This window comes from Arenimonas aestuarii (assembly GCF_054781715.1).
On the sequence record NZ_BAAGTW010000004.1, the window covers coordinates 822,390 to 845,815 of the forward strand.

Annotated in this window: 20 protein-coding genes; 10 read left to right on the forward strand and 10 right to left on the reverse strand. The window is 68.1% G+C overall.

Annotated features, from left to right (window positions below; all coding sequences use genetic code 11):
* Window positions 1-47: 47 nt before the first annotated feature.
* A complete protein-coding gene (locus ACYVJH_RS04760) occupies window positions 48-1,481 on the reverse strand; it encodes a transglycosylase SLT domain-containing protein (RefSeq protein WP_460453495.1) in 1,434 nt (477 codons plus the stop codon).
* 113 nt (window positions 1,482-1,594) lie between these two features.
* Between ACYVJH_RS04760 and ACYVJH_RS04765 the strand changes: the two genes are divergently transcribed.
* Window positions 1,595-3,091 carry a helicase HerA-like domain-containing protein gene (locus tag ACYVJH_RS04765; RefSeq protein ID WP_460453496.1) on the forward strand — a complete coding sequence of 499 codons (1,497 nt, stop codon included), beginning with the start codon at window positions 1,595-1,597 and terminating at the stop codon, window positions 3,089-3,091.
* A gap of 7 nt (window positions 3,092-3,098) precedes the next feature.
* Here ACYVJH_RS04765 and ACYVJH_RS04770 read toward each other — a convergent pair whose 3' ends face one another.
* Window positions 3,099-4,826 (reverse strand): DUF2207 domain-containing protein, encoded by a 1,728-nt coding sequence (locus ACYVJH_RS04770; RefSeq protein ID WP_460453497.1) that lies wholly within the window; start codon window positions 4,824-4,826, stop codon window positions 3,099-3,101.
* Window positions 4,823-5,368, reverse strand: coding sequence for a LemA family protein (locus ACYVJH_RS04775; protein WP_460453498.1), 546 nt, complete (start codon window positions 5,366-5,368; stop codon window positions 4,823-4,825). The genes ACYVJH_RS04770 and ACYVJH_RS04775 overlap by 4 nt, the downstream gene beginning before the upstream one ends.
* Window positions 5,369-5,492: 124 nt before the next feature.
* Between ACYVJH_RS04775 and ACYVJH_RS04780 the strand changes: the two genes are divergently transcribed.
* A complete protein-coding gene (locus ACYVJH_RS04780; protein WP_460453499.1) occupies window positions 5,493-7,076 on the forward strand; it encodes an AbgT family transporter in 1,584 nt (527 codons plus the stop codon).
* A gap of 3 nt (window positions 7,077-7,079) precedes the next feature.
* Complete coding sequence (gene greB / locus ACYVJH_RS04785) at window positions 7,080-7,589, forward strand: transcription elongation factor GreB (RefSeq protein WP_460453500.1); 510 nt, start codon at window positions 7,080-7,082, stop codon at window positions 7,587-7,589.
* Window positions 7,590-7,615: 26 nt separating this feature from the next.
* On the opposite strand, the gene rimO is transcribed toward greB, so the two are convergent.
* Window positions 7,616-8,950: a 30S ribosomal protein S12 methylthiotransferase RimO gene (rimO, locus tag ACYVJH_RS04790; protein WP_460453501.1), complete on the reverse strand. Its 1,335-nt coding sequence runs from the start codon at window positions 8,948-8,950 to the stop codon at window positions 7,616-7,618.
* 104 nt (window positions 8,951-9,054) lie between these two features.
* Here rimO and ACYVJH_RS04795 point away from each other — a divergent pair, with 104 nt between their 5' ends.
* From ACYVJH_RS04795 to ACYVJH_RS04805, 3 genes are read left to right on the forward strand one after another with little or no spacing between them, the layout of a single operon-like run.
* Complete coding sequence (locus ACYVJH_RS04795; protein WP_460453502.1) at window positions 9,055-9,717, forward strand: dienelactone hydrolase family protein; 663 nt, start codon at window positions 9,055-9,057, stop codon at window positions 9,715-9,717.
* Entirely contained in the window at window positions 9,714-10,142 is a 429-nt protein-coding gene (locus tag ACYVJH_RS04800) for an HIT domain-containing protein (protein WP_460454267.1), read from the forward strand. The genes ACYVJH_RS04795 and ACYVJH_RS04800 overlap by 4 nt, the downstream gene beginning before the upstream one ends.
* Before the next feature lie 12 nt (window positions 10,143-10,154).
* The gene (locus tag ACYVJH_RS04805; RefSeq protein WP_460453503.1) at window positions 10,155-10,316 is read left to right on the forward strand and encodes a LiaI-LiaF-like domain-containing protein; all 162 of its coding nucleotides are present in this window, start codon (window positions 10,155-10,157) and stop codon (window positions 10,314-10,316) included.
* A 12-nt stretch (window positions 10,317-10,328) separates the two neighbouring features.
* Here ACYVJH_RS04805 and dcd read toward each other — a convergent pair whose 3' ends face one another.
* Window positions 10,329-10,898, reverse strand: a complete 570-nt coding sequence (gene dcd / locus ACYVJH_RS04810; RefSeq protein ID WP_460453504.1) for a dCTP deaminase — start codon at window positions 10,896-10,898, stop codon at window positions 10,329-10,331.
* Window positions 10,899-10,936: 38 nt separating this feature from the next.
* Entirely contained in the window at window positions 10,937-12,025 is a 1,089-nt protein-coding gene (gene apbC / locus ACYVJH_RS04815; protein WP_460453505.1) for an iron-sulfur cluster carrier protein ApbC, read from the reverse strand.
* Between the two features lie 195 nt (window positions 12,026-12,220).
* Here apbC and ACYVJH_RS04820 point away from each other — a divergent pair, with 195 nt between their 5' ends.
* The 4 genes from ACYVJH_RS04820 to rsxB all read left to right on the forward strand — a co-directional run bounded on the left by ACYVJH_RS04820 (window position 12,221) and on the right by rsxB (window position 18,338).
* Complete coding sequence (locus tag ACYVJH_RS04820) at window positions 12,221-15,004, forward strand: TonB-dependent receptor plug domain-containing protein (RefSeq protein ID WP_460453506.1); 2,784 nt, start codon at window positions 12,221-12,223, stop codon at window positions 15,002-15,004.
* A gap of 97 nt (window positions 15,005-15,101) precedes the next feature.
* Window positions 15,102-17,198, forward strand: coding sequence for a methionine--tRNA ligase (gene metG / locus ACYVJH_RS04825; protein WP_460453507.1), 2,097 nt, complete (start codon window positions 15,102-15,104; stop codon window positions 17,196-17,198).
* 7 nt (window positions 17,199-17,205) lie between these two features.
* Window positions 17,206-17,787 carry an electron transport complex subunit RsxA gene (gene rsxA, locus ACYVJH_RS04830; RefSeq protein WP_460453508.1) on the forward strand — a complete coding sequence of 194 codons (582 nt, stop codon included), beginning with the start codon at window positions 17,206-17,208 and terminating at the stop codon, window positions 17,785-17,787.
* Window positions 17,787-18,338 (forward strand): electron transport complex subunit RsxB, encoded by a 552-nt coding sequence (gene rsxB / locus ACYVJH_RS04835; protein ID WP_460453509.1) that lies wholly within the window; start codon window positions 17,787-17,789, stop codon window positions 18,336-18,338. Before rsxA ends, rsxB begins: the two co-directional genes overlap by 1 nt.
* Here the strand turns inward: rsxB and ACYVJH_RS04840 are convergent.
* Genes ACYVJH_RS04840 through ACYVJH_RS04855 form a run of 4 tightly spaced genes read right to left on the reverse strand, consistent with a single transcriptional unit; the run spans window position 18,317 to window position 23,347 of the window.
* Complete coding sequence (locus tag ACYVJH_RS04840; RefSeq protein ID WP_460453510.1) at window positions 18,317-19,201, reverse strand: TraB/GumN family protein; 885 nt, start codon at window positions 19,199-19,201, stop codon at window positions 18,317-18,319. The two genes, rsxB and ACYVJH_RS04840, sit on opposite strands and share 22 nt — an antisense overlap.
* Before the next feature lie 14 nt (window positions 19,202-19,215).
* On the reverse strand, window positions 19,216-20,163 hold the full coding sequence (locus ACYVJH_RS04845; RefSeq protein WP_460453511.1) for a DUF1684 domain-containing protein: 948 nt from the start codon (window positions 20,161-20,163) through the stop codon (window positions 19,216-19,218).
* Window positions 20,163-21,944: a DNA mismatch repair endonuclease MutL gene (mutL, locus tag ACYVJH_RS04850; RefSeq protein ID WP_460453512.1), complete on the reverse strand. Its 1,782-nt coding sequence runs from the start codon at window positions 21,942-21,944 to the stop codon at window positions 20,163-20,165. Before mutL ends, ACYVJH_RS04845 begins: the two co-directional genes overlap by 1 nt.
* Window positions 21,945-21,997: 53 nt before the next feature.
* Window positions 21,998-23,347 (reverse strand): N-acetylmuramoyl-L-alanine amidase, encoded by a 1,350-nt coding sequence (locus ACYVJH_RS04855; protein WP_460453513.1) that lies wholly within the window; start codon window positions 23,345-23,347, stop codon window positions 21,998-22,000.
* Window positions 23,348-23,426 lie beyond the last annotated feature (79 nt).

A 23,426-nucleotide genomic window follows, 5' to 3' on the forward strand; every position in this document is an offset into this window, starting at 1 on the left:
CGATCCTAGCGCCGTCGGCCGCCCGCGATGTGAAGCAGGCCGTCCGCTCAGCCGCAGCCGACCAGCCGCAGGCGCTGCCCGGAGCGGATCACGTAGGGCGCCCGCAGGCCATTGGCCTTGGCCAGGGCCACCGGGCCTTCGCAGTCGTGCCGGCGCGAGATGCCGCTCAGCGTGTCGCCGGACTTGACCCGGTAGGTCCTGGCCGGCTTGCGCGTGGCCGTGGCCAGCACGGTGGGCTTGCTGGCAGCCATCAGGTTGGCGGCGATCTGTGCGCGCGGACCGCTCACGCAGTGGGCCTGGTATTCGGGCGGCACGACCACGGGCACGCGCAGCTCGGTCCCGGCCGCGATGGCGGCGTGCGGTTCGTAGCGCGGATTGAGATTGCGCAGGGCGCGGAAATAGCCGTCGCGCGGGCCACCCAGGCAGATCGAGAGCTGGTAGATCGACGCCGGCGCCTGCAGTTTCATCACCGTCGCGGCGCCGTCCACGGCCGGGAACTCCAGGCCATAGTCCTCCGGGTGCAGGAACAGCCAGGCCGCCGCCAGCACGTAGGGCACGTAGTCGCGGGTTTCCGGCGGAAGCTGGCCATAAACCTGCGGATCCCAGAAGGACTTGTCGCCGGCTTCGCGCTTGAGCCGCAGCGCCCTGCCCTCGCCGCCGTTGTAGGCGGCCACGGCGAAGGCCAGGTCGTCGCCGAGTTCGGCGAAACGCTCGTTGAAATAGAGCACGCTGGCGCGGGCGGCCAGCTGCGGGTCGTAGCGGGTGTCGAACCCGTCACGCCAGCCCAGGCCGAAGCGCGCACCGGTGGCCGGCATGAACTGCATCGGGCCGGCGGCGCCGGCACGCGACACCGCGTGCACCCGGCCGTTCGACTCCTTGGCCAGGATGCCGAACAACAGCGCCTCGGGCAGGCCGGCCTGTTCGTATTCGGGCCACATCAGGAAACGCATCTGCTGGTAGTTTTCCCAGCTGGTGATCAGCTGCGGGCGCATCCAGGTCAGCCACTCGGCCATGGCGGCGCGCACCGGCTCGTTGAGCTCGATCACTTCGCGCAGGTCGCGGCCGTTGAGCATCGCCACGGCACGGCCGGACGCCGGCATCGTCGCCAGCACGCCGCCTTCGCCCCGGCTGGCGCCAGCCTCGCGGGGGGCGCCGAAACCTTCGCCGTCGCCGGCCAGCTGGGTGGCGCCGTGCTGCAGCAGGGCGTCGTAGGCGCCAATGAAACGTTCGACGTCGCAGCCCCGGGTGTCCTGGCAGCGGCGGGCACCGTCCATCAGGTCGGCGGCGGCCTGGCGCATGGCCTCGCGGCCCGCATCGCTCTCGCCGGCGCGCAGCTGCTCGAGCCCGGCCCGGTAGGCCCCGTTGGCCTGGTCCAGGCCCTGGTAGAGGACCTCGACACGCTTGGGCGTGCCCCTCGCCTCGGTCTCGGCGTTGGCGAACAGCAACAGCAGCAGGGTCGCCAGGATCAGGAAACGAGGCATCGGGGCTCACGGACAGGGCGGGTAAGGCGCGCAGCCTAGCGGCCCGGGCGCGGTGCCGGCAAGGCGCGGTCAGCGGCTAGAATCAGGCCAACCCCCAGCGGAGCTCCACCCGGATGAGCGACCTCCTGATCGGCAAGGGCGAGCTGCCCGTGCACCTTCTCGGCAAGTACGGCAACCGCCACGGCCTGGTCGCCGGCGCCACCGGTACCGGCAAGTCGGTAACACTGATGGTGATGGCCGAAGGCTTTTCGCGCCTGGGCGTGCCCGTGGTGATGGCCGACGTGAAGGGCGACATCGCCGGCCTGGCCATGCCCGGCACGATGAACGACCGGATCGCCGCGCGCGTGCAGCAGATCGGCATCGAGGGATACACCAACGAAGCCAGCCCGGTGGTGTTCTGGGACCTGTACGGCAAACTCGGCCACCCGCTGCGCACCACCGTATCGGAAGTCGGGCCGCCGCTGATGTCGCGCATGCTCGAGCTCAACGACATCCAGTCGGGCGTGATGGACATCGCCTTCAAGCTGGCCGACGACCACGGCCTGCTGCTGCTCGACCTGGACGACCTGCGTGCCCTGCTGAACTTCGTCACCGAAAACCGGGCCGACATCTCGAAGCAGTACGGCCTGGTCAGCCCGCAGTCGGTGGGGGCGATCCAGCGCGCCCTGCTGCGCCTGGAGCAGGACGGCGGCAAGCAGTTCTTCGGCGAGCCAGCCGTGCAGCTGGCCGACCTGATGCGCCAGGACATGTCCGGCCGCGGCGTCATCAACTTGATCGCCGCCGACCAGCTGATCCTGCGCCCGCGTCTGTATTCGAGCTTCCTGCTGTGGCTGCTGAGCGAACTGTTCGAAACCCTGCCGGAAGTCGGCGACCTGGACGTGCCCAAGCTGGTGTTCTTCTTCGACGAAGCGCACCTGCTGTTCGACGACTGCCCGCCGGCGCTGCGCCAGCGCGTGGAACAGGTCGTGCGGCTCATCCGCTCCAAGGGCGTGGGCGTGTATTTCTGCTCGCAGAATCCCGACGACGTGCCCGACGAAGTGCTGGGCCAGCTGGGCAACCGCGTGCAGCACGCCCTGCGCGCCTATACCCCGCGCGACCAGAAGGCCGTGCGCGCGGCCGCGGAAACCTTCGTGCAAAACCCGAAGGTGGACGTGGCCAAGGCCATCGGCGAACTCGGCGTCGGCGAGGCCCTGGTATCGATGCTGATGGCCAAGGCCGTGCCGATGCCGGTCGAACGGGCGCTGATCTGCCCGCCGCGCTGCCGCATGGGCGCGATCACCGATGAAGAGCGTGCACTGGTGCGCTCGCGAAGCCCGGTCGGCGGCAAATACGACACGGCGGTGAACCGCGAGTCGGCCTTCGAGATGCTGGCCGCGCGCGCCGAGCAGGCCGCGGCCACCGAGGCGCCGTCGGCGAAGGCGGGTGGCCCGGCGGCCAAGGCCGAGCCGGAACCACGCTCGAAGTTCGACGAGTTCCTCTGGGGCACCAAACGCCGCCAGGGCGCCGTCGAAGCCGCGGCCAAATCGGCCACGCGCACGGTGGCAAACGGCATCGGCCGGCAGATCCTGCGCGGCTTGCTGGGTGGACTGCTGGGCGGGAAAAAGCGCTGAGCCGGGCCTAGCGCCCGCCACCGCCGCCACCGCCGCCGCCGCCGCCCGACGACCCGCCGCCGCCGCCGCCGGAACTCGAACCCGGCGGCGAGGCCGAGGACGAGATCTGCGAACTGAGCGCATTGCCCAGCGAACTGCTCATGGCCCCCAGGCTGGCCATGGACGCCGTCGAACCGCGGTACCAACCCATCGAACGCGCGGTCTGCTCGGCCTGGGCCGCACCCACCGCCGCGGTGAAGTGTTTGGTCCAGGCCTCTTCGACGTCCAGCGCCAGCGCATAAGGCAGCAGGGCCTGGTAACGCGCAGGGTCCGGGGACGGCGCCTCCGGCCCACCCGGTTTGGCCAGGCGGGCCAGCTCGTCGCGTTCGGCCACGCCCAGGTACAGGCGCAGGCCTTCGATGGCATCGAGCAGTTCGCGGCCCTTCGGCGTCGGCGCCTTCATCAGGTAGCCGAAGACCAGATGCGCCACCAGGGTCAGGACCAGCAGCAGCACGATGAAGGGAATACCGCTGCCGCCGGCCACCAGGAAGGCCAGGGCGCCGTAGCCGAAGGAGAACAGCCAGCCCAGCAGCAACGGCAGGCCGTTGCGCTTGAAGTAGGCCGGGTGCAAACGCTTGTCCAGCGCGGCGAGGTGCTTCATGCGTGCGCCGCCGATCACCGACGCGTTGGTGTTTTCCAGCTCGACCCGGTTGCCCTTGGAGAACAGCTTCTCCAGCAGCTGTCGCTGCGCTTCCGAAGCGGCCGGCTCGGCGCTCGAGGTGCGTTCGAGCGCCCAGTCCTTGGCGGCATCCTGCTGGACAAGCACCAGCCCTTGCACACCCAGGTGGACGATGTCGGCGGCGAAACAACGGTCGGTGTAGGCCTGCTTCCACAGGTAGCGCAGTTCACCGGGGGTAAAGCCTTCCGGTGCCTCGTAGCGCGGGAAGATCGAGCCCGGCGCCGGGTCGCGGCCAACCCGGTGCCAGCTGCGCAGGTACCAGGGCAGCAGCAGCCCCAGGCCGGCCAGCGCGACCAGGATGCCGCCGTTGTCGCGCAGCAGCCAGGCCAGGCGCTGGCTCGTCGACGGCTCTTCGACCAGGCCCTTGGGGAACCCGACCACCAGGGTCAGTCCTTCGTAGCTCCCCAGCGTCCGCGTGGTTTCGAATTCGGCCACGCCCGGACTGGCTGCACGGGCGACGTAGTCACTGCCCTGCTCGCCGCCGCGGCCGGTGTAGGCCTCGAGCCGCATGTCTCCCGGCGCGACCGGCGCCGGCAGCGTCACCGTGGCGCTGGCGCGCTCGATGCTGAAGTCCCAGCCAAGCCCGGTGACGTTCCAGTACAGCTCGTCGTGTTCGTCGAAGAATCCGATCTGGCGCGTGGTCCGGTAGCGGATCGAAAACGTGAAGTCAGCGGGCACCGGCAGGAAGTTGTCGCCACCGGTATTGACCCGTACGCCATTGGACCGGGTTTCGGTGAACCAGGCCTCGGGCTCGCCGTCGCGCTTGACGCCGAGCACCTCGAAATCCACCACGTAGCGATTGCCAAGGTGGTCCTTGTAGCGCGTCGGGAAATCCCGGTAGATGCCGCGCCGGATCCGGTTGCCCTCGGCGCGCACGGTGATGTTTTCGGTGACCTCCATCGATCCGTCGGCCAGCACGGTGATGTCGGCGTGGTAGGCCTTGATGCGTTCCTGCGCGGCGGCCGGGGCCACCCACGCCAGCAGCAGGCAGGCGGCCAGCGCGAGCAGGCGGCTCATGCCGACACCCGCGGCGCCGCGCGCGAACCTTCGTCGGCTTCGTAGAACTCCGACTCGCCGAAGCTGAAACTGCGTGCCACCACCAGGTCGGGGAAACGCTGCACGGCGTCGTTGTTGGCGCGCACCGCGCCGTTGTAGAAGCGCCGGGCGTACTGCAGGTGGTCCTCGACCTCGACCAGGTCGTTCTGCAGCTTAAGGAAATTTTCGCTGGCCTTGAGGTCCGGGTAGGCCTCCTTGAGCAGCATCAGCCGGCCCAGCCCGGCCTCGAGCTGGCCCTCAAGCCCGGCCAGGCGCGCCGGCGACGAGGTCTGCATGGCCTGGGCGCGCAGTTCGGTGACGTTCTCGAGCACGGTCTTCTCGTGCCCGGCGTAGGCGCGCACGGCCTCGACCAGGCGCGGCACCAGGTCGTGGCGGCGCATCAGCTGTACGTCGATGTCGCTCCAGCCGGCCCGCACCTGGTTGCGCAGGCGCACCAGCCGGTTGAACGTGAATACGACCCAGAGCACCAGCACCAGGCCAACGATGGCCAGGAACATCGTCATGTTCGGTTCCCCCTGCGAGACCTCGCCGATTATCCACATCCCGGGCGATGCCTGCCCACCCTCGGTTATAGTCGGGCGCCCCGGGCCGGTCATGGCGGCCCACCCACGTTCCCCGGAGAGTTGAATGGCCGATTCCGCGACCAAGAAGCGCAGCCTCATGGACCGCTTCCTGACCATCGTCGAGCGCGGGGGCAATGCCCTGCCCCATCCCGCCACCCTGTTCGCCCTGCTGGCGCTGGGCGTGGTGGTGCTGTCCTGGGTGGCGTCGATGGCCGGCCTGAGCGTGGCGCACCCGTCCACCGGCGACGTTGTTTCGCCCGTGAACCTGATGAGCATCGAGGGCCTGCACCGCATGCTCACCGGCGCGGTCACCAACTTCACCGGCTTCGCGCCCCTGGGCGTGGTCCTGGTCGCGCTGATCGGCATCGGCGTGGCCGAACACAGCGGCCTGATCGGTGCCTCGCTGCGCATGCTGGTGCTGGCGGCGCCAAGGTTCCTGCTGACGCCGGTGCTGGTGTTCGCGGGCGTGATGTCGAACATGGCCAGCGAAATCGGCTACGTGCTGCTGGTGCCGCTGGGCGCGCTGATCTTCATCTCCGCCGGCCGGCACCCGATCCTGGGCATGGCCGCCGTGTTCGCCGGCGTATCCGGCGGTTATTCGGCCAACCTGCTGATCGGCACCATCGACCCGCTGCTGTCGGGCCTGTCGCAGGAAGCGGCGCGCATCGTCGACCCGAACTACACGGTCAGCCCGCTGGCGAACTGGTACTTCATGATCGCCTCGACGCCGGTGATCACGCTGCTGGGCTGGTTCGTCACCGAACGCATCGTCGCGCCGCGCTTTACCGATGCCCCGACCCAGGTCATCAAGACGGCCGACGACGTCGAACCCGAGTCGCAGCGCCTGAGCCCCGCCGAACTGAGGGGCATGGGGTACGCGGCGATCGCCGTCAGCCTGTTCACCCTGCTGCTGATCTGGTCCGCGCTGCCACAGGGAATGATTCCCGGCGCGGGCTTCCTGCGCGACGCCCAGACCGGCGACCTTCTGCGTTCGCCTTTCCTCAGCGGCGTGGTGGTCATCATCTTCCTTTACGGCGTGATCGCGGGCATCTCTTTTGGCGTCGGCGCCGGCACCATCAAGTCCGACAGCGACGTCATCAAGGGCATGGCCGCCAGCATGAGCACGCTTGGCGGCTACCTGGTGCTGGTGTTCTTCGCGGCCCAGTTCGTGGCGTTTTTCAACTGGACCCAGCTGGGCCTGATCTTCGCCGTCGAGGGAGCGGATTTCCTCAAGGCCCTCGGCCTGCCGACGATCCCCCTGTTCATCTGTTTCATCCTGCTCACCGCCGTGGTGAACCTGTTCATGGGCTCGGCCTCGGCCAAGTGGGCGCTGATGGCGCCGGTGTTCATCCCGATGTTCATGCTGCTGGGCTATTCGCCCGAGATGACCCAGGTGGCCTACCGCGTCGGCGACAGCGTCACCAACATCATCTCGCCGATGATGAGCTACTTCGCGCTGATCATTGCCTTCTTCCAGCGTTACGAGCCCAAGGCCGGCATCGGCACCCTGGTGGCGACGATGCTGCCGTATTCGATCGTGTTCCTGATCGGCTGGAGCATCATGTTCGGCATCTGGATCTGGTTCGAGCTGCCGATCGGTCCGGATTCACCGCTGACCTACATCCCGGCCGCGCCCGTCGCCAACTGAGCCATGGCTCGCTGGCGTCCGCCGGGCGAAAAATCCACGGCGATCATCACCCGCGCCGGCTTCGACCGCCTGCGCGCCGAGCTCGACGAGCTCTGGCGCGTGCGGCGGCCGGCGGTCGTCAAGGCCCTGGCCGAGGCCGCGGCCGAGGGCGATCGCAGCGAAAACGCCGAGTACACCTATCGCAAGAAGCAGCTTGGCGAAATCGATCGCCGCGTGCGCTACCTGACCAAACGCATCGAGGTGCTGAAGGTCGCCGAAGGCCCGCCCTCGGACCAGGGCGCGATCTTCTTCGGCGCGGTGTTCGAGATCGAGGACGTCGAAAGCGGCGACAGCGTGCGTTACCGCATCGTCGGGCCGGACGAAACCGACGCAAAGGCCGGCTGGATCAGCGTCGATTCCCCGCTGGCGCGCGCGGCGCTGCGCAAGCGCGTGGACGATGAGTTCGAAGTGCAGCTGCCGGCGGGGCCGGCGCGTTACGTGGTCATCACCGTAATCTACGAAGACGTTCCGTAGGGGCCCCGGAAAGCGCCCCTACCGGTTCACTCGTCGCCGTCGCCGACCAGGCCGAACAGGTCGTGTTCGTCGCTGCCCATGATGCGCACGTCGCAGAAGTCGCCCGGCTTGAGGCCCGCGGCCTCGCCGTCCTGGATCTGCACCAGGCCGTCGATCTCGGGCGCGTCGGCCATGGATCGGGCAATGGCCAGCTCGCCGTCGATGGCGTCCACCAGGCAGCGCTGCACCGTGCCGACCTTGCGCTCGAGCTTCTCGGCGCTGATCTCGGCCTGCAGGGCCATGAAGCGGGCCAGCCGCTCCTGCTTGACCTCTTCCGGCACCGGGTCCGGCAGGGCGTTGGCCGCCGCGCCGTCGACCGGCGAGTAGGCGAAGGCACCGACCCGGTCGAGTTCGGCCTGGTCGATGAAGGCCAGCAGCTGTTCGAAGTCTTCCTCGGTTTCGCCGGGGAAGCCCACGATGAAGGTGCTGCGGATCGTCAGCTCCGGGCAGATGGCGCGCCAGCGCTGCACGCGCTCGAGCGTCTTTTCCACGGCGCCGGGGCGCTTCATCAGCTTCAGGATGCGCGGGCTGGCGTGCTGGAACGGGATGTCCAGGTACGGCAGGACCTTGCCTTCGGCCATCAGCGGGATGATGTCGTCCACGTGCGGATACGGGTAGACGTAATGCAGGCGGGTCCAAAGGCCCAGCTCGGAAAGGCCTTCGCACAGGCCCTTCATGCGGGTCTGGTAGGCCTTGCCGCGCCATTCGCGCTCCGGGTAGCGCAGGTCGACGCCGTAGGCGCTGGTGTCCTGGGACACCACCAGCAGTTCCTTCACCCCGCCGCGCGCCAGCTTCTCGGCCTCGCGCAGCACCTCGTCCACCGGGCGCGAGACCAGGTCGCCGCGCATCGAGGGGATGATGCAGAAGCTGCAGCGGTGATTGCAGCCCTCGGAAATCTTCAGGTAGGCGTAGTGCTTGGGGGTGAGCTTGAGACCGTAGTCCGGCACCAGGTCCACGAAGGGGTCGTGCTTGGGCGGCAGGGCCGCATGCACGGCCGACATCACGCTGGCGTAGTCCTGCGGGCCGCTGATCGACAGTACGTCCGGATGCGCCTGCAGGATCTGCTCGGGGCGCTTGCCCAGGCAGCCGGTGACGATGACCTTGCCGTTCTCGGCCAGGGCCTCCCCGATGGCATCCAGGCTTTCGGTCACGGCCGAATCAATGAAACCGCAGGTATTGACCACCACCACGTCGGCGTCGTCGTAGCTGGGCACGATGTCGTAACCCTCGACCCGGAGCTGGGTGAGGATGCGTTCGGAGTCGACGAGGGCTTTCGGGCAGCCGAGGCTGACGAAGCCCACCTTGGGCTGGCTGGCGGACATGGGCGCGGGTTCGGGGCGGGGCGGGGGCGCGGAGTATACCCTCCCCCGCCGCCCCGGCCGGTGTACGCTAGGCGCCGGGGACAGCTGAACCGGGGGAAACCGCGATGGCCCAATCGATCTCCATCAACACCCGCCACGGGCGGATATCCGGCTACCAGGCCAAACCGCACGTGTCGCCGCGTGGCGCCATCATCCTGGTGCACGAGATCTTCGGCGTGAACCACTACATCCGCGCCCAGGCCGACCGCTTCGCCAACTACGGTTATGTCACCGTCGCCCCGGCCCTGTTCGACCGCGTGCATCCCGGCACCGAGCTGGGCTACGACGACGAGGCCGTGGCCAAGGGCCGCGCGATCGCCGAGGAGCTGGGTTTCAACGGGGCCCTCGATGGCGTGCGCGGCGCCTACGACCTGCTCGAGGCGGAACACCGGGTCGCGGTGATCGGCTACTGCTGGGGCGGCAGCGTCGCCTACCTCGCCAATACCCGCCTGGGCCTGCCCTCCGTCAGCTATTACGGCGGCCGCACGGTCCCCCTGCTCGGTGAACGGCCCAAGGCGCCGCTGCTGCTGCACTTTGGCGAGGACGACCCGATCATCCCGCCCGAGGACGTGCAAAAACACCGCGACGCGCTGCCGGACGCTGAAATCCACGTCTGGCCGGGCGCCGGCCATGGCTTCGACTGCAACCAGCGCGCCGACTACAACGCCGAAGTGTCCCAGCAGGCCCTGCAGCGCACCCTGCTGTTCCTGCAAAAGAACCTGCGCTGACCGTGGCCGACGGATTCAGCCTCGACCCGCAGCTGGCGGGCGACACGGTGCTGGTCGCGGACGGCCCGCTGTCCCAGCTGCGGCTGATGGACGATGCCCGCTTTCCCTGGCTGGTGCTGGTGCCGCGGCTTCCGGGCGCCGAGGAATGGCTGGACCTGGACGGCGACGCCCAGCGCCTGCTGCTTGCCGAGATCAACCTGGCAGGACGCGCCCTGCGCGCCCTGGGTCCGGTGCACAAGCTCAACATCGGCGCCCTGGGCAATATCGTGCGCCAGCTGCATGTGCACGTGGTGGCGCGCCAGGAGGGCGACGCCGCCTGGCCGGGGCCGGTCTGGGGCTGTGGCCGGCGCCAGCCCTATCCGGACGCGGCCCGCGAAGCACTGGTATCGTTCCTGCGCAAAGGCCTGGACGACCCGGGCCGCTGAACCGGACCCCACATGAAAGCCAACCTCATCCCCGCCATCATCCTGATCGCGCTTGGCGTCCTGCTCCTGGCCAACAACCTGGTCCCCAACTTCCGCGTCTGGGAAATGCTGCTCGACTGGTGGCCGCTGGTCCTGGTTGCCCTGGGCATCAACATGCTGGTCAAGAAGACCTGACGACGCCCGGGCTCAGGTGCGCGGCAGCGTGACCCCGGTCTGGCCCTGGTACTTGCCGCCGCGGTCGCGGTAGCTGGTCTCACAGACTTCGTCGGACTGGAAGAACAGCATCTGCGCCACGCCTTCGCCGGCGTAGATCTTGGCCGGCAGCGGCGTGGTATTGCTGAACTCCAGGGTCACGTGGCCTTCCCACTCCGGTTCGAGCGGCGTGACGTTGACGATGATGCCGCAGCGCGCATAGGTGCTCTTGCCCAGGCACACCACCAGGGTGTCGCGCGGGATGCGGAAGAATTCGACCGTGCGCGCCAGCGCGAAGCTGTTGGGCGGGATGATGCAGACGTCGGACTCCACGTCAACGAAGCTCGAGGGGTCGAAGTTCTTCGGATCGACGATCGTCGAGTTGATGTTGGTGAAGATCTTGAACTCGCGGGCGCAGCGCACGTCGTAGCCATAGCTCGAGGTGCCGTAGCTGACGATACGGTGGCCGTCGGCCGCATGCTTGACCTGGCCGGGCTCGAAGGGCTCGATCATGCCCTGCTCGGCGACCATGCGTCGGATCCACTTGTCGGACTTGATGCTCATTCGGGAGGCTCTTGGGCGAAAGGCGGGATTCTAGCCGCTCAGGTGTTCTGGATGACGATATTGGGCAGGCCGATGGCCTTGTTCCGTGCCTCCAGCGACAGCCTGGCCGCCGTGCGCCGGGCAATGTCCCGGTAGACCAGGGCCAGCGCGGACTCCGGGTCGGCGGCCACGGTGGGGGTGCCCGAATCGGCCTGTTCGCGGATGCGGATGTCCAGCGGCAGCGCACCCAGCAGCGGCACGTCGTACATGGCGGCCATGCGTTCGCCGCCGCCGGCTCCAAACACGTGTTCGCTGTGGCCGCAGTTCGAGCAGGTGTGCACGGCCATGTTCTCGACGATACCCAGCACCGGCACCTCGACCTTGGCGAACATCTGCAGGGCCTTGCGGGCGTCCAGGGTGGCGATGTCCTGCGGCGTGGTGACGATGACCGCGCCCGAGACCGGCACGCGCTGGGCCAGGGTCAGCTGGATGTCGCCGGTGCCCGGCGGCAGGTCGATGACCAGGTAGTCGAGGTCGTCCCAGCGGGTGTCGTTGAGCAGCTGCTGCAGCGCCTGGGTGACCATCGGGCCGCGCCAGATCATCGGGGTGTCCTCGCCGACCAGCAGGCCGATGGACATGGCCTGCAGCCCGTGGTTCCGCTTGGGTTCGATGGACTTGCCATCCGGGCTGTCGGGGCGGCCCTGGAGCCCCAGCATCTTGGGGATCGAGGGGCCGTAGATGTCCGCGTCGAGCACGCCGACCACGGCGCCCTCGGCCTGAAGGGCCAGGGCCAGGTTCACCGCCGTGGTGGACTTGCCCACCCCGCCCTTGCCCGAGGCCACGGCAATGATGTTGCGCACCCCGGGCAGCGGGGTCAGGTCCTTCTGCACCTTGTGGGCCTGGACCCGGGAAGCCACCGACACCGTCGCCCGGGCCACGCCGGGCAAGGCTTCCAGGTCACCGCGGACCCGGCCGGCCAGGGTGTCGTGCCAGCCGGCGGCCGGGTAGCCAAGCAGCAGCTCCACCGCCACCCGGTCGCCGTCCAGGCCGATGCCCCGCACGCTGCCCTGGGCGACCAGGTCGCGCCCGGTATGGGGGTCGACGATGGCGGCCAGGGCGGCACGGACGGATTCTTCATTCAACGGCATCTCAAACTCCTGATTTACGGCACTTTGTTGCGGGTCCGCGGGTCCGCGATTCAGCTTTGCGAATAGGCCGGAAGTCATGCTGCATTTCGGCCCATCGCTGTGTTACGTTTCGGTTAAGGCGGCGCCGGGGTTGGGCCCGCCCTACAGCAACAACCACCAGAACCAAATAACAGCGTGTCCATTCTAGGGGGTCCAATGACTACTGCTCCAATTGCCGGCTACCGTCGTTCGGTGCTTGCGCGTTCCCTTGCCCTTGCCATGACCATCCCGTTCGCCTGCGGCGCAGCATTCGCCCAGGAAGCGGCTGATGAGGAAGACGAGGGTTCCGCGGAAACCACGCAGCTCGACACCGTCGAGGTGGTGGGCTCGCGCATCAAGCGCGCCGAGATCGAAGGACCGTCCCCGGTCACGGTCATCACGGCCGCCCAGATCGAGGCCGAGGGTTTCAACACCGTCTATGACGCCTTGAACACCCTGACCCAGACCACGGGTTCGTTCCAGAACGAGCTCTTCCAGAACGGCTTCACCCCGAACGCCCAGGTGCTGAACCTGCGCGGCCTGGGCCCGGGCCGCGTGCTGACCCTGATCAACGGCCGTCGCGCCGCGGACTATCCGCTGCCCTACAACGGCCAGTCGAACTTCGTGAACCTGGCCTCGGTCCCGACCGCGGCGGTGGAGCGCATCGAACTGCTCGCCGGCGGCGCCTCGGCCATCTACGGTTCCGACGCGGTCGCGGGCGTGATCAACATCGTGCTCAAGACCAACTTCGAAGGCCAGTACCTGTCCTACCTGACCGGCCGGCCGACCCGTGGTGGCGCCCCGACCAACAACATCCAGTGGGTGGGCGGCAATACCGGCGACCGTTGGAGCCTGACCTACGCCGTGGAGTACTACGACCGCGGCGAGATGTTCGCGTCCGAACGTGACTTCATGGATTCCTACCGCGACGACCCCACGGTCGACCCGTCGGAAGCCACCGCCGTGCAGGGCATCCGCCTGCGTGACCGCCTGGTCGGCACCGGTGCCGGCAGCCAGGTCTGGCAGCCGGGCCAGAACCTCGAATCCACCTGCGCCCGCTGGGGCGGTGACTTCGAGATCGACGCCCGCCCGACCGGCTCGTGGTGCGGTTATTACGGCTACCCGGCGACCCAGGCCATTCGTAACTCCGACGAAAACATCTCGGCTTACATCTACGGCACCCTGGACATCACCGACAACACCCAGGGCTTCATCAGCCTGAACGTCTGGGACTCGGAAGCCTCCACGGCCTCCAATACCCAGTTCTGGTCGGTGCCGCTGTTCTACGACCCGAACTTCGGCTCGATCCTCGACGGCCAGCGCATCTTCACCCCGAATGAAACCGGCGGTCTCGATGGCCAGCGCACGATCTTCAACGAGCAGTCGATCGAGTTCGCCGCGGGCCTGCGTGGTTCGTTCGCGGACAACCGCTTCGCCTGGGACGCGACCGTCAGCCATTCGCGCTACGAGACCGACAACGACCGCCCCCGCTTCCTGCGCCAGAACCTGGAAGACTTCTTCCTGGGCCAGCGCCTGCCGGGCCTGGATCCGTTCTTCGGCGCCTTCCCGGTGTATGAGCTGAACCAGGATCGTTATTTCAACCCGATCACCCCGGCCGAGTTCAACGCGCTGTCGACCATCGTCAAGACCCGCGCCGACTCCAGCTCCACCACCGGCCAGTTCGTCGTTTCCGGCGACCTGTTCGACATGCCGGCCGGCCCGCTGTCGTTCGCCGCCGTGCTTGAAGTGGGCAGCCAGGAGTACGAACTCAACGCCGATCCGCGCATCCTCCCCGGCCAGAACGTCATCTACAACCTGACGGGCACCGGCGGCGGCGGCGAGCGTGATCGTTACGCGTTCGGCACCGAGTTCGCGATCCCGCTGCACGACACCTTCAAGGCCACCCTGGCGGCGCGTTACGACCTCTACGACGACATCACCAAGGTCGACGACGCGTTCACCTGGAATGCCGGCCTCGAGTGGCGTCCGATCGACAGCCTGCTGATCCGCGGCGCCTACTCCACGTCGTTCCGCGCCCCGGACATGCACTTCGTGTTCGCGGACGAGAGCGGCTTCTTCTCGGGCATCTTCGACGAATTCAGCTGCCGCAACGCCGGCTTCACCGTGACCGAGTGCGGCAACCAGACGGCCTACAACTACACGGCCTTTGGTGTCCGCCAGGGTAATCCGGAGCTTGAAGAGGAAGAGGGCCAGTCCTACACCTTCGGTTTCGTCTGGGACGTCGTGGACAACCTGTCGCTGACGGTTGACTACTACAAGGTCGAACTCGAGGGCGTGGTCGGCGACATCAGCTCGGCCTACATCCTGCAGAACGAAGCCGACTGCCGCCTGGGCGTGGACCGCCAGGGCAATACGGTGGATACCAGCTCGGCCTTCTGCCAGTTCATCATCAACAGCGTGATCCGCACCGTTGGTGGCCCGAACGATGGTCGCATCGAGCAGGTCAACCGCGGCCCGATCAACCGTTCCTACCTGTCCAACGAGGGCATCGACGCGACCCTGCGTTACACCCTGGACACCGACCGGATGGGCAACTTCGGCTTCCAGCTGGGTTGGTCGCACGTTCTGGACCAGAAGTTCGCCGAGTTCGCCGGTGAGCCGCGCGACAGCTACCGCGACGACCTGACCAACTTTGACTTCCGCAGCCGCATGCGTGGCAGCGTGTCCTGGAAGTACAAGGACCTGGACGTCACCGTGTTCGGTACCCGCTACGGTTCGCTGCCGAACTGGGCCGAAACCGGTCGCATCGCGCCCTACCACGTGTACAACCTCAACGTTGGCTACGAGTTCACTGAGAACTTCCGCGCCAGCCTGGTCGTGAACAACGTGCTCGACAAGCTCGCCCCGAAGGACGATACCTTCTTCAGCTATCCGTTCTTCTGGCGCGCCTACAGCCCGATCGGCCGCGAAGTCTTCGTGCGCGCCGAGTTCAACTGGTAAAACCTGCTGTACTGGTCGCATGACCAAGGGCCCGGCGAAAGCCGGGCCCTTTTTTCATGGGATAATGCCGGCCTCCTTCGCCCCGAAACCGCTGCCGATGACGCCCCGCCCCGCCCTCGTCACCACCGCCCTGCCCTATGCCAACGGCCCCCTGCACCTTGGCCACCTGGTGGGCTATATCCAGGCCGACATCTGGGTGAGGGCCCGGCGAATGGCCGGCGGCGAGGTGCACTTCGTCTGTGCCGACGACGCCCACGGCACCCCGATCATGCTGGCCGCCGAAAAGGCCGGCATGGCACCGGAGGACTTCATCCGCGGCATCCAGGCCGGCCACGAAGACGACTTCGCGCGCTTCGGCGTTGAATTCGACCATTACCATTCGACCCATTCCGAAGAGAACCGCGAGCTCGCCAGCCTCATCTACACGCGCCTGCGCGACGGCAGCCACGGCCCCCGGGCCATTGCCAGCCGCTCGATCCAGCAGTTGTTCGATCCCGAGCGACAGATGTTCCTGCCCGACCGCTACATCAAGGGCGAATGCCCGAACTGTGGCGCCGCCGACCAGTACGGCGACAACTGCGAGGTCTGTGGCAAGGCCTACGCGCCCACCGACCTGAAGAACCCGCGCTCGGTGGTGTCCGGGGCCACCCCCGAGCTGCGCGACTCGGAGCACTACTTCTTCGAGCTGGGCAAGTTCGAGGCCTTCCTGCGCGAATGGCTGGCGGGCAACGTCGCCCACCCCGCGGTCAAGGCCAAGCTGGCGGAATGGCTTGAAGGCGGGCTGCGCGACTGGGACATCAGCCGCGACGCCCCCTACTTCGGCTTCCCCATCCCGGATGCGCCGAGCAAGTATTTCTACGTCTGGCTCGATGCGCCCATCGGTTACCTGGCCTCGTTCAAGGCCCTGTGCGCGAAGAACGGCCTGGACTTCGGCGCCTTTACCGACGAGGCCCGCAACCCGGCCGGCGCCGCGCCCACGGAAATGCACCACTTCCTGGGCAAGGACATCATCAACTTCCACGGCCTGTTCTGGCCGGCGATGCTGCATGGCGCCGGGCTGCGGCCGCCCACCGCGCTGCACGTCAACGGTTACCTGACCGTCAACGGCGCCAAGATGAGCAAGTCGCGCGGCACCTTCGTGATGGCGCGCACCTACCTTGACCAGGGCCTGGACCCGGAGGCGCTGCGTTACTACTTCGCGGTCAAGACCGGCGCCGGCGTGGTCGACCTGGACCTGAACCTCGAAGACTTCGTCGCGCGCGTCAACGCCGACCTGGTCGGCAAGTTCGTCAACATCGCCAGCCGCTGCGCCGGTTTCATCAGCAAACGTTTTGATGGCCAACTGGCCGCCGCGCTGCCGGACCCGGCGATGTACGCGCGTTTCGTCGCCGGTGCCCGTGAGGTCGCGGCCAGCTACGCGCGCGACGAATACGGCCAGGCCATGCGCCAGGTGATGGCGCTGGCGGACGAAGCCAACCGCTACATCGACGAGAACAAGCCCTGGGTCATTGCCAAGCGCGAAGGCGCCGACGCCGAACTGCAGGCGGTCTGCAGCCAGGGCCTGAACCTGTTCCGCGTGCTGGCGGCCGCGCTCAAGCCGGTGCTGCCGGGCACGGTGGCGCGCGCCGAGGGTTTCCTGCGCGCCCCGGCCGAGCGCTGGGACGATGTCGCCGCGCCGCTGCTCGACCACGCCATCGCGCCCTTCGAGGCCCTGATGACCCGCATTGATCCCAAGAACATCGAAGCCATGACCGACGCCAGCAAGGAAGACCTCAAACCCTCCGCGGAGCCGGCCAAGGCCGTCGCCAAGGCCACCGTGCCCTCGCCCAAGGCGGAAGCCAAGCCGGCCGACGGCGCCACGGCCACCATCGGCATCGACGACTTCGCCAAACTCGACCTGCGCATCGGCAAGGTCATCGAATGTGGTTTCGTCGAAGGCTCGGACAAGCTGCTGCGCTTCCTGCTTGATGCCGGCGAACTTGGCCAGCGGCAGATCTTCAGCGGCATCCGCGCCAGCTACGGTGAACCCGAGAGCCTGGTCGGCCGCCACGTGGTGTTCATCGCCAACCTGGCGCCGCGCAAGATGCGCTTCGGGCTGAGCGAGGGCATGATCCTTTCGGCCGGCCACGACGGCGGCGCGCTGGCCCTGCTGGGCGCCGATGCCAGCGCCGAGGCCGGCATGCCGGTGCGCTGAGGCCATCATGGACGACATCGCCCTGCTGCTGGTCGGCGCGGTGTTCGTGAACAACTTCGTGCTGGTGAAGTTCCTGGGCCTGTGCCCCTTCATGGGCGTGTCGCGTCGGTTGGACGCCGCCTACGGCATGGCCCTGGCCACCGGCTTCGTGCTCACCCTGTCGGCGGCCCTGGCCTGGTGCGTGCACCACTGGCTGCTGCTGCCACTGGGCCTGGAACACCTGCGCACCCTGGGTTTCATCCTGGTCATCGCCGCGGTGGTGCAGTTCACCGAAACGGTGATGAACCGCCAGAGCCCGCGCCTGTACCGGGTGCTGGGCCTGTACCTGCCGCTGATCACCACCAATTGCGCGGTGCTGGGCGTGACCCTTCTGAACGTGCAGGCGCGCCGGGGCCTTTTCGAGGCCGTGCTCTATGGCTTTGGCGCCGCTGTCGGCTTCGGGCTGGTGCTGGTGCTCTTCTCGTCGATGCGCGAGCGTCTTGAATCCGCCGACGTGCCCGCCGCATGGCGTGGCACCCCGATCGCGCTGGTCACCGCCGGCCTGATGTCGCTGGCCTTCATGGGCTTCACCGGCATGGTGCCGGCCTGATGGGGCTGTCGGTGCTGGTGGTCGTGGGCCTGGCGGCCATTCTTGGCGCAGCGCTGGGCTGGGCCGCGGTTCGTTTCCGGGTCGAAGCCGACCCGATGGTCGAACGCATCGACCGGCTGCTGCCGCAAACCCAGTGTGGCCAGTGCGGCTACCCGGGCTGCAAGCCCTACGCGCAGGCCATCGCAAGCGGCGACGCAGACATCGACCAGTGCCCGCCGGGCGGCGAGGCAGGTGTCCGGGCGCTGGCTCAACTGCTGGGCCGCGAGCCCAAGCCGGTGAACCCGGAAAACGGCAGCATCAAGCCGCCCCTGCTTGCGCTGATCATCGAAGAAGACTGCATCGGCTGCACCAAGTGCATCCAGGCCTGCCCGGTGGACGCGATCATCGGCGCGCCCAAGCGAATGCACACGGTGATCCCGGCGCTGTGCACGGGCTGCGAGCTGTGCCTGCCGCCCTGCCCCGTGGATTGCATCGAGCTGGTGCCGCCGGCGCCACGGGCCAGCGAATATCGCTGGCCCCGGCCCGCGCTTCAGAGCCGCTCGACGCTGTAGCCGGCTTCGCGCATCAGGCTGACCAGGCCGTCGTCGCCCAGCAGGTGCAGGGCGCCCACGACCACCAGCACGTCCTCGTCCTCGCCGCCGCGGTCCAGGCGCCGCCTGAGCACCGGCAGCCAGGCCAGGTTGCGGTCGCGGTTGATGCGCGCGTAAAGCTCGGGATACTCATCGCGCATGCGCTGGTTGGTTTCCGCTTCCATGGCTTCGGCGTCGCCGCGCCGCCACAGGTCGTGCAGGTGGTTGATGTTTTCTTCCATCTTCGCGGCGTCCAGCAGCACGTCCTCAAGGGACTGCTGCTGCAGGCGCGGCTCGAGCCCGTCGAACAGCGCGATCTGCTGGGCGCCTGTTTCCAGTCCTTCCGTGGCCTTGCCGGCCTCGGTGGCGCGCTGGGCGAAGTGACGGTCCAGGCCGAGCTTCGGGTCCAGGCCCAGGGCCTGCATTTCCACCAGGGACACCGTCAGGCTGACGAACCAGGCCTCGAAGGGCTGCAGGTTCTCCAGCGGCACGCCACGGCGCGCCGACCAGGCTTCAAGACGCGCCCAGGTTTCCGGCGACATGGTGTCCTGAAGCCGCTTGCCGTCGTCACGACGCGCCGCCGCGCCCATCATCTGGCCGAGCGCCGGGTCGTTCATTTCCCGGGGCGACAGCTCGAACACCACCGACTCGGCGTCCTCGAAGGCCAGCTCGGTGCTGGCCGCCAGCGGATAGTCGCCCGGGCGCAGCAGGTGGAAGGAACCCAGCAGGTAGACGGTGTTGTCGGCGTCGCTGACCTTCCAGAGCAGCGGCCGCGGCGGTTCGGCGCGGGCGCAGCCGGCGGTGACGGTGAGCAGCAGCAGGCAGGCGATCCAGGCCAGGCGCATCGGGGGTCCTTGATTCATTGGGGAAATGGCAGGGGCTTCTTCTCGCCCGCCTCGATCCGCAGGTCGAGGCGGTTCTCCGGGGGCGGCATCGGGCAGGTCGAGTACGCAGTGAAGGCACAGGGCGGGTTGTAGGCGCGGTTGAAGTCCAGCACCGTCGTGCCATCAGGCCCGGCGGGGTCCGCATACAGGAAGCGCGAAGCCGAATAGGTTTCATGGCCGCTGGTGCGATCGGCGAACACGAAAAACAGCCGGCCGTCACCTTCGTCCAGGGCCTCCAGGCTATAGGGCACCCCGTCCTTCTCGAAGACCACCCGGCCCGGGTTGGCCATCGGCTCGACCATGCCCAGCATGTTGACGATGTCCATGGTCTTGCCGGGCGGGTGCGCCTCGAAGCGCGACTGGAAGCGGAAACCCGGCTCGATGTCGAAATAGTCGATACCCGGGAATCCAGTTCGGGTGCGCGCCATCGCGTTGCGAACGCGCAGGGCGTGCCGGCCCGAACGTTCGATCAGCACGAAGCTGGCGTCGCCCCGGTTGAAGGCGACCACGGTGGGTTTGCCGCGGGCGTCGGAGACCAGTTCGACGCTGCCGGTGGCCGGTTCGCCGTCCACCCAGATTTCGGCACCTTCGGCGATGTCCAGCCGGGCCCGGCCGTTCTTCTCCAGGTGCAGCATGCCGACCTGCGGCGGACCCAGGCCCAGTCGGGTGCCGTTGTCCTTGGCCGAGCCGACGAAGGTGCTGCCGGGGCCAACCCAGTGCAGCCCCACCAGCGAAAGGAATCCATCGGGACGCATCAGGCGTTCGACGCGTTCCTCGCGCCAGGTGCGGATTTCCCGCTCGTACGCGCTGCGCGCGCTTTGTCCGGCACGGTCGGCGGCGTCGGTGGTGGCTTCGCCGTCCCCGCTTCCGCAGCCGGCGAGGGCAACGAAAAGGGCCAGTCCAGGCAGAAGGATCGTACGCATCAGCGTCCCCTGAGGAAAAGTCGGTCGAGTTCGGCCTTGCTCAACTGCACCCAGGTCGGCCTGCCATGGTTGCATTGCCCGCTGCGTTCGGTGGCTTCCATGTCGCGCAGCAGGGCGTTCATTTCCGGCAGGGTCAGCCGCCGGTTGGCGCGCACCGACGTGTGGCAGGCCAGGGTGGAAAGAAGTTCATTCCTTGCCTCTTCGAGCTTGCGGCTGCTGCCGTGCTCGCGCAGGTCGGCAAGCACGTCCAGGGCCAAGGTGCGCGGATCCAGGTCGGCCAGCAGGCTGGGCACGGACCGGATGGACAGGGCCTGCGGCCCGGCGCGGCGAATCTCGAAACCGTACTCGGCCAGGGCCTCGGCATGCTGCTCGGCGGCATCGGCTTCGCGTTCGCTGACCGCCAGCGACAACGGCACAAGCAGCGGCTGGCTGCGGATGCCCTCGCCGTCCAGCGCCGACTTCAGGCGCTCGTAGGTGATGCGCTCATGGGCGGCGTGCATGTCCACCAGCACCAGGCCATGGTCGTTTTCCGCCAGCACGAAGATGCCGTGCAACTGCGCCAGCGCATAACCCAGCGGCGGCGCCTCGCCTTCGTTGGCCGCCGACGGCGCCATCGCCGCGCCCGCCTGGCCAGGCTCCGGCGCGCGGTACAGGGACGCGTAGGCCGACATCGCCTCGCGCACGGGCAGGCCCAGACCGCCCTGTCGCGGCGAGCCACCGGCACCGCCGTAGGACGCCGCCAGGCCGGCCGGCATGGCCAGGGCCGGGGACTCGGCCACGCCGGCGCGGGTGGTCGCCAGCGCTTCGTGCAGCGTGCGGTAGATGAATTCATGCACCAGGCGCTGTTCGCGGAAACGCACCTCGTGTTTGGCCGGATGCACGTTGACGTCCACCTGGCGCGGGTCGCATTCGAGGAACAGCACGAAGGCCGGATGCCGGCCGTGGAACAGCACGTCCGCATAGGCCTGGCGCACCGCGTGCGCGACGGTGCGGTCGCGCACCGCGCGGCCATTGACGTAGAAGTACTGCTGGTCGGCACTGGAGCGTGCCGCGGTCGGCAAGCCGACCCAACCGTGCAGGCGCAGGCCGGCGGCGGCATGTTCGACGGCCAGGCATTGCTGGGTGAAACCCTCGCCCAGGGCTTCGGCCACGCGGCGCAGGCGCTCGCCGCCGTCGCGCACCGGCTTGTAGTGGCGGCTGGCACGGCCGTTGTGGCTGATGCGCAGCTCCACCGCTGGCCGCGCCAGCGCCAGCGAACGCAGCCACTCTTCGATGTGGCCCAGTTCGGTGCGCTCGGCGCGCAGGAACTTGCGTCGCGCCGGCACGTTGAAGAAAAGGTCGCGCACCTCGACCGTGGTGCCTTCCGGATGCGGATGCGGCACCACCTCGCCCACCCTGCCACCGTCGACCTCCAGGCGCGCACCCTGGCCGTCGCCGCGCGGCCGCGCGCTGATCGCGAAACGGCTGACCGAGGCGATCGACGGCAGCGCTTCGCCGCGGAATCCCAGGGTGGCGACTTCCTCAAGGTCTTCGATGGACGTGATCTTGCTGGTCGCGTGGCGCGAGATGGCCAGCGCCAGTTCAGCGGCCGGGATGCCGCCGCCGTCGTCGCGGATGCGGATAAGGCGCACGCCACCTTCTTCCAGGTCGATGTCGACGCGGTTGGCGCCGGCGTCGAGTGCGTTCTCCACCAGTTCCTTGACCACCGACGCAGGGCGTTCGACCACCTCGCCGGCGGCGATCTGGTTCACCAGGGTGTCGGGCAGGGCTTGGATCGGCACGTCGCGTGGGGCCTGTACGGAAACAGGCCCGATGATAACAGCGGGGGCGCGGCTTACTCCGGCAGACCGGCCAGCGTGGCGCTGGCCGCCGGAATGGTCAGGCGCTCGCCGATCTTCACGGTGTCGCCCTTCAGGCGGTTGGCGGCGCGGATCGAATTCATCGGAACGCCGTGCCGCTGGGCGATCAGGCTCAGGGTTTCGCCGCGGCTCACCACGTGGTGGCGGCTGCCGCCCAGCGTGCCCTGGCGCGCGGCGTACCAGGTCCCCGGGGGGGCCTGGTTGGCAAAGTAGCTGCGCACGCCAGAAACAATGGCGCTGGCCATGCGGCCGCGGTAGGCCGGGTCGGAAAGGCGGGTTTCTTCACCAGGGTTGGTGATGAAGCCGGTCTCGACCAGCATGGAGGGCACGTCAGGCGAACGCAGCACGACGAAATTCGCGCGTTCGATCTGCTTCTTGTGGGTCTTGCCCATGCCCTTGAGCGCCGACAGCACTTCGTCGGCGACGTCGTCGGACACGCGCATGGTCGCGTTCTGGGAGAGGTCGAGCAGCACGGCGGCCAGGTTCTTGTCGCGCGCGTCGAGCGAAACCCCGCCCACCAGGTCGGCGGCGTTTTCCTGGTCGGCCAGCCAGCGCGCGGCTTCCGACGAGGCGCCGCGCAGCGACAGCACGTACACCGAAGCGCCGCTGGCCGCTTTGTTGTGCGCGGCATCGGCGTGCACCGAAATGAACAGGTCGGCCTGGGCCTCGCGGGCCTTCTGGTAGCGCTCGTGCAGCGGGATGAACACGTCGCCGTCGCGCACCAGGAAGGCTTCCATGCCCGGGTCGGCATTCACCTGGCGGGCGAGTTCACGCGCCATCGCCAGGGTGATGTCCTTCTCATACTTGCGGCTCGGACCGATCGCACCCGGATCCTTGCCGCCGTGGCCGGCATCGATGGCAATGACGAGCTTGCGCTCGCCCGGGCCGATGACGTCCTCGAGCGTGCGCGCGACCGCGGGCGTGCCGCTGGAGCGCTCGCTGGAAATCAGTTCGACGATCAGGCGGGCCGAGTCCCCTTCGCGTTCGATGCGGCTGCGAGGCTGCACGGCGCTGCCCAGGTCGAGCACCACGCGCAGGTCACCCTCGGCGGGTTTGCCGGTGCGAACGCCCGAGACCAGGCCATTGGGCGACGGGACCCGGAAACCACCGGCCACCGAGGAGCCCGAGAGGTCCAGCACCAGGCGGTGCGGGTTGGCCAGGGTGAACACCTTGTAGTCGGCCGGGGCCGAAAGATCGAGCACGGCGTGGGTGCCGGTTTCCCCTTCGACCAGGGTGACGCCCCGCAGCTGCGCGGCCTGGGCCACGGAGGCGGCGCCGCCCAGCAGGGCGGCGAAAGAGATGGCAAGGACCCGGATCCGGCGCATGGGGCCGATTGAAGCACCGCGCCCCAGGGAATGCAAGGACTTTTTCCTTTGGAATCCGGGACCTGCCCCACCTTCCTAG

Excerpts from the sequence above, each read along its gene's own strand:
- ACYVJH_RS04760 (WP_460453495.1), bottom strand. The coding sequence starts at position 1,481 with ATGCCTCGTTTCCTGATCCTGGCGACCCTGCTGCTGTTGCTGTTCGCC.
- ACYVJH_RS04765 (WP_460453496.1), top strand. The coding sequence starts at position 1,595 with ATGAGCGACCTCCTGATCGGCAAGGGCGAGCTGCCCGTGCACCTTCTC.
- ACYVJH_RS04770 (WP_460453497.1), bottom strand. The coding sequence starts at position 4,826 with ATGAGCCGCCTGCTCGCGCTGGCCGCCTGCCTGCTGCTGGCGTGGGTG.
- ACYVJH_RS04775 (WP_460453498.1), bottom strand. The coding sequence starts at position 5,368 with ATGACGATGTTCCTGGCCATCGTTGGCCTGGTGCTGGTGCTCTGGGTC.
- ACYVJH_RS04780 (WP_460453499.1), top strand. The coding sequence starts at position 5,493 with ATGGCCGATTCCGCGACCAAGAAGCGCAGCCTCATGGACCGCTTCCTG.
- greB (WP_460453500.1), top strand. The coding sequence starts at position 7,080 with ATGGCTCGCTGGCGTCCGCCGGGCGAAAAATCCACGGCGATCATCACC.
- rimO (WP_460453501.1), bottom strand. The coding sequence starts at position 8,950 with ATGTCCGCCAGCCAGCCCAAGGTGGGCTTCGTCAGCCTCGGCTGCCCG.
- ACYVJH_RS04795 (WP_460453502.1), top strand. The coding sequence starts at position 9,055 with ATGGCCCAATCGATCTCCATCAACACCCGCCACGGGCGGATATCCGGC.
- ACYVJH_RS04805 (WP_460453503.1), top strand. The coding sequence starts at position 10,155 with ATGAAAGCCAACCTCATCCCCGCCATCATCCTGATCGCGCTTGGCGTC.
- dcd (WP_460453504.1), bottom strand. The coding sequence starts at position 10,898 with ATGAGCATCAAGTCCGACAAGTGGATCCGACGCATGGTCGCCGAGCAG.
- apbC (WP_460453505.1), bottom strand. The coding sequence starts at position 12,025 with ATGCCGTTGAATGAAGAATCCGTCCGTGCCGCCCTGGCCGCCATCGTC.
- ACYVJH_RS04820 (WP_460453506.1), top strand. The coding sequence starts at position 12,221 with ATGACTACTGCTCCAATTGCCGGCTACCGTCGTTCGGTGCTTGCGCGT.
- metG (WP_460453507.1), top strand. The coding sequence starts at position 15,102 with ATGACGCCCCGCCCCGCCCTCGTCACCACCGCCCTGCCCTATGCCAAC.
- rsxA (WP_460453508.1), top strand. The coding sequence starts at position 17,206 with ATGGACGACATCGCCCTGCTGCTGGTCGGCGCGGTGTTCGTGAACAAC.
- rsxB (WP_460453509.1), top strand. The coding sequence starts at position 17,787 with ATGGGGCTGTCGGTGCTGGTGGTCGTGGGCCTGGCGGCCATTCTTGGC.
- ACYVJH_RS04840 (WP_460453510.1), bottom strand. The coding sequence starts at position 19,201 with ATGCGCCTGGCCTGGATCGCCTGCCTGCTGCTGCTCACCGTCACCGCC.
- ACYVJH_RS04845 (WP_460453511.1), bottom strand. The coding sequence starts at position 20,163 with ATGCGTACGATCCTTCTGCCTGGACTGGCCCTTTTCGTTGCCCTCGCC.
- ACYVJH_RS04855 (WP_460453513.1), bottom strand. The coding sequence starts at position 23,347 with ATGCGCCGGATCCGGGTCCTTGCCATCTCTTTCGCCGCCCTGCTGGGC.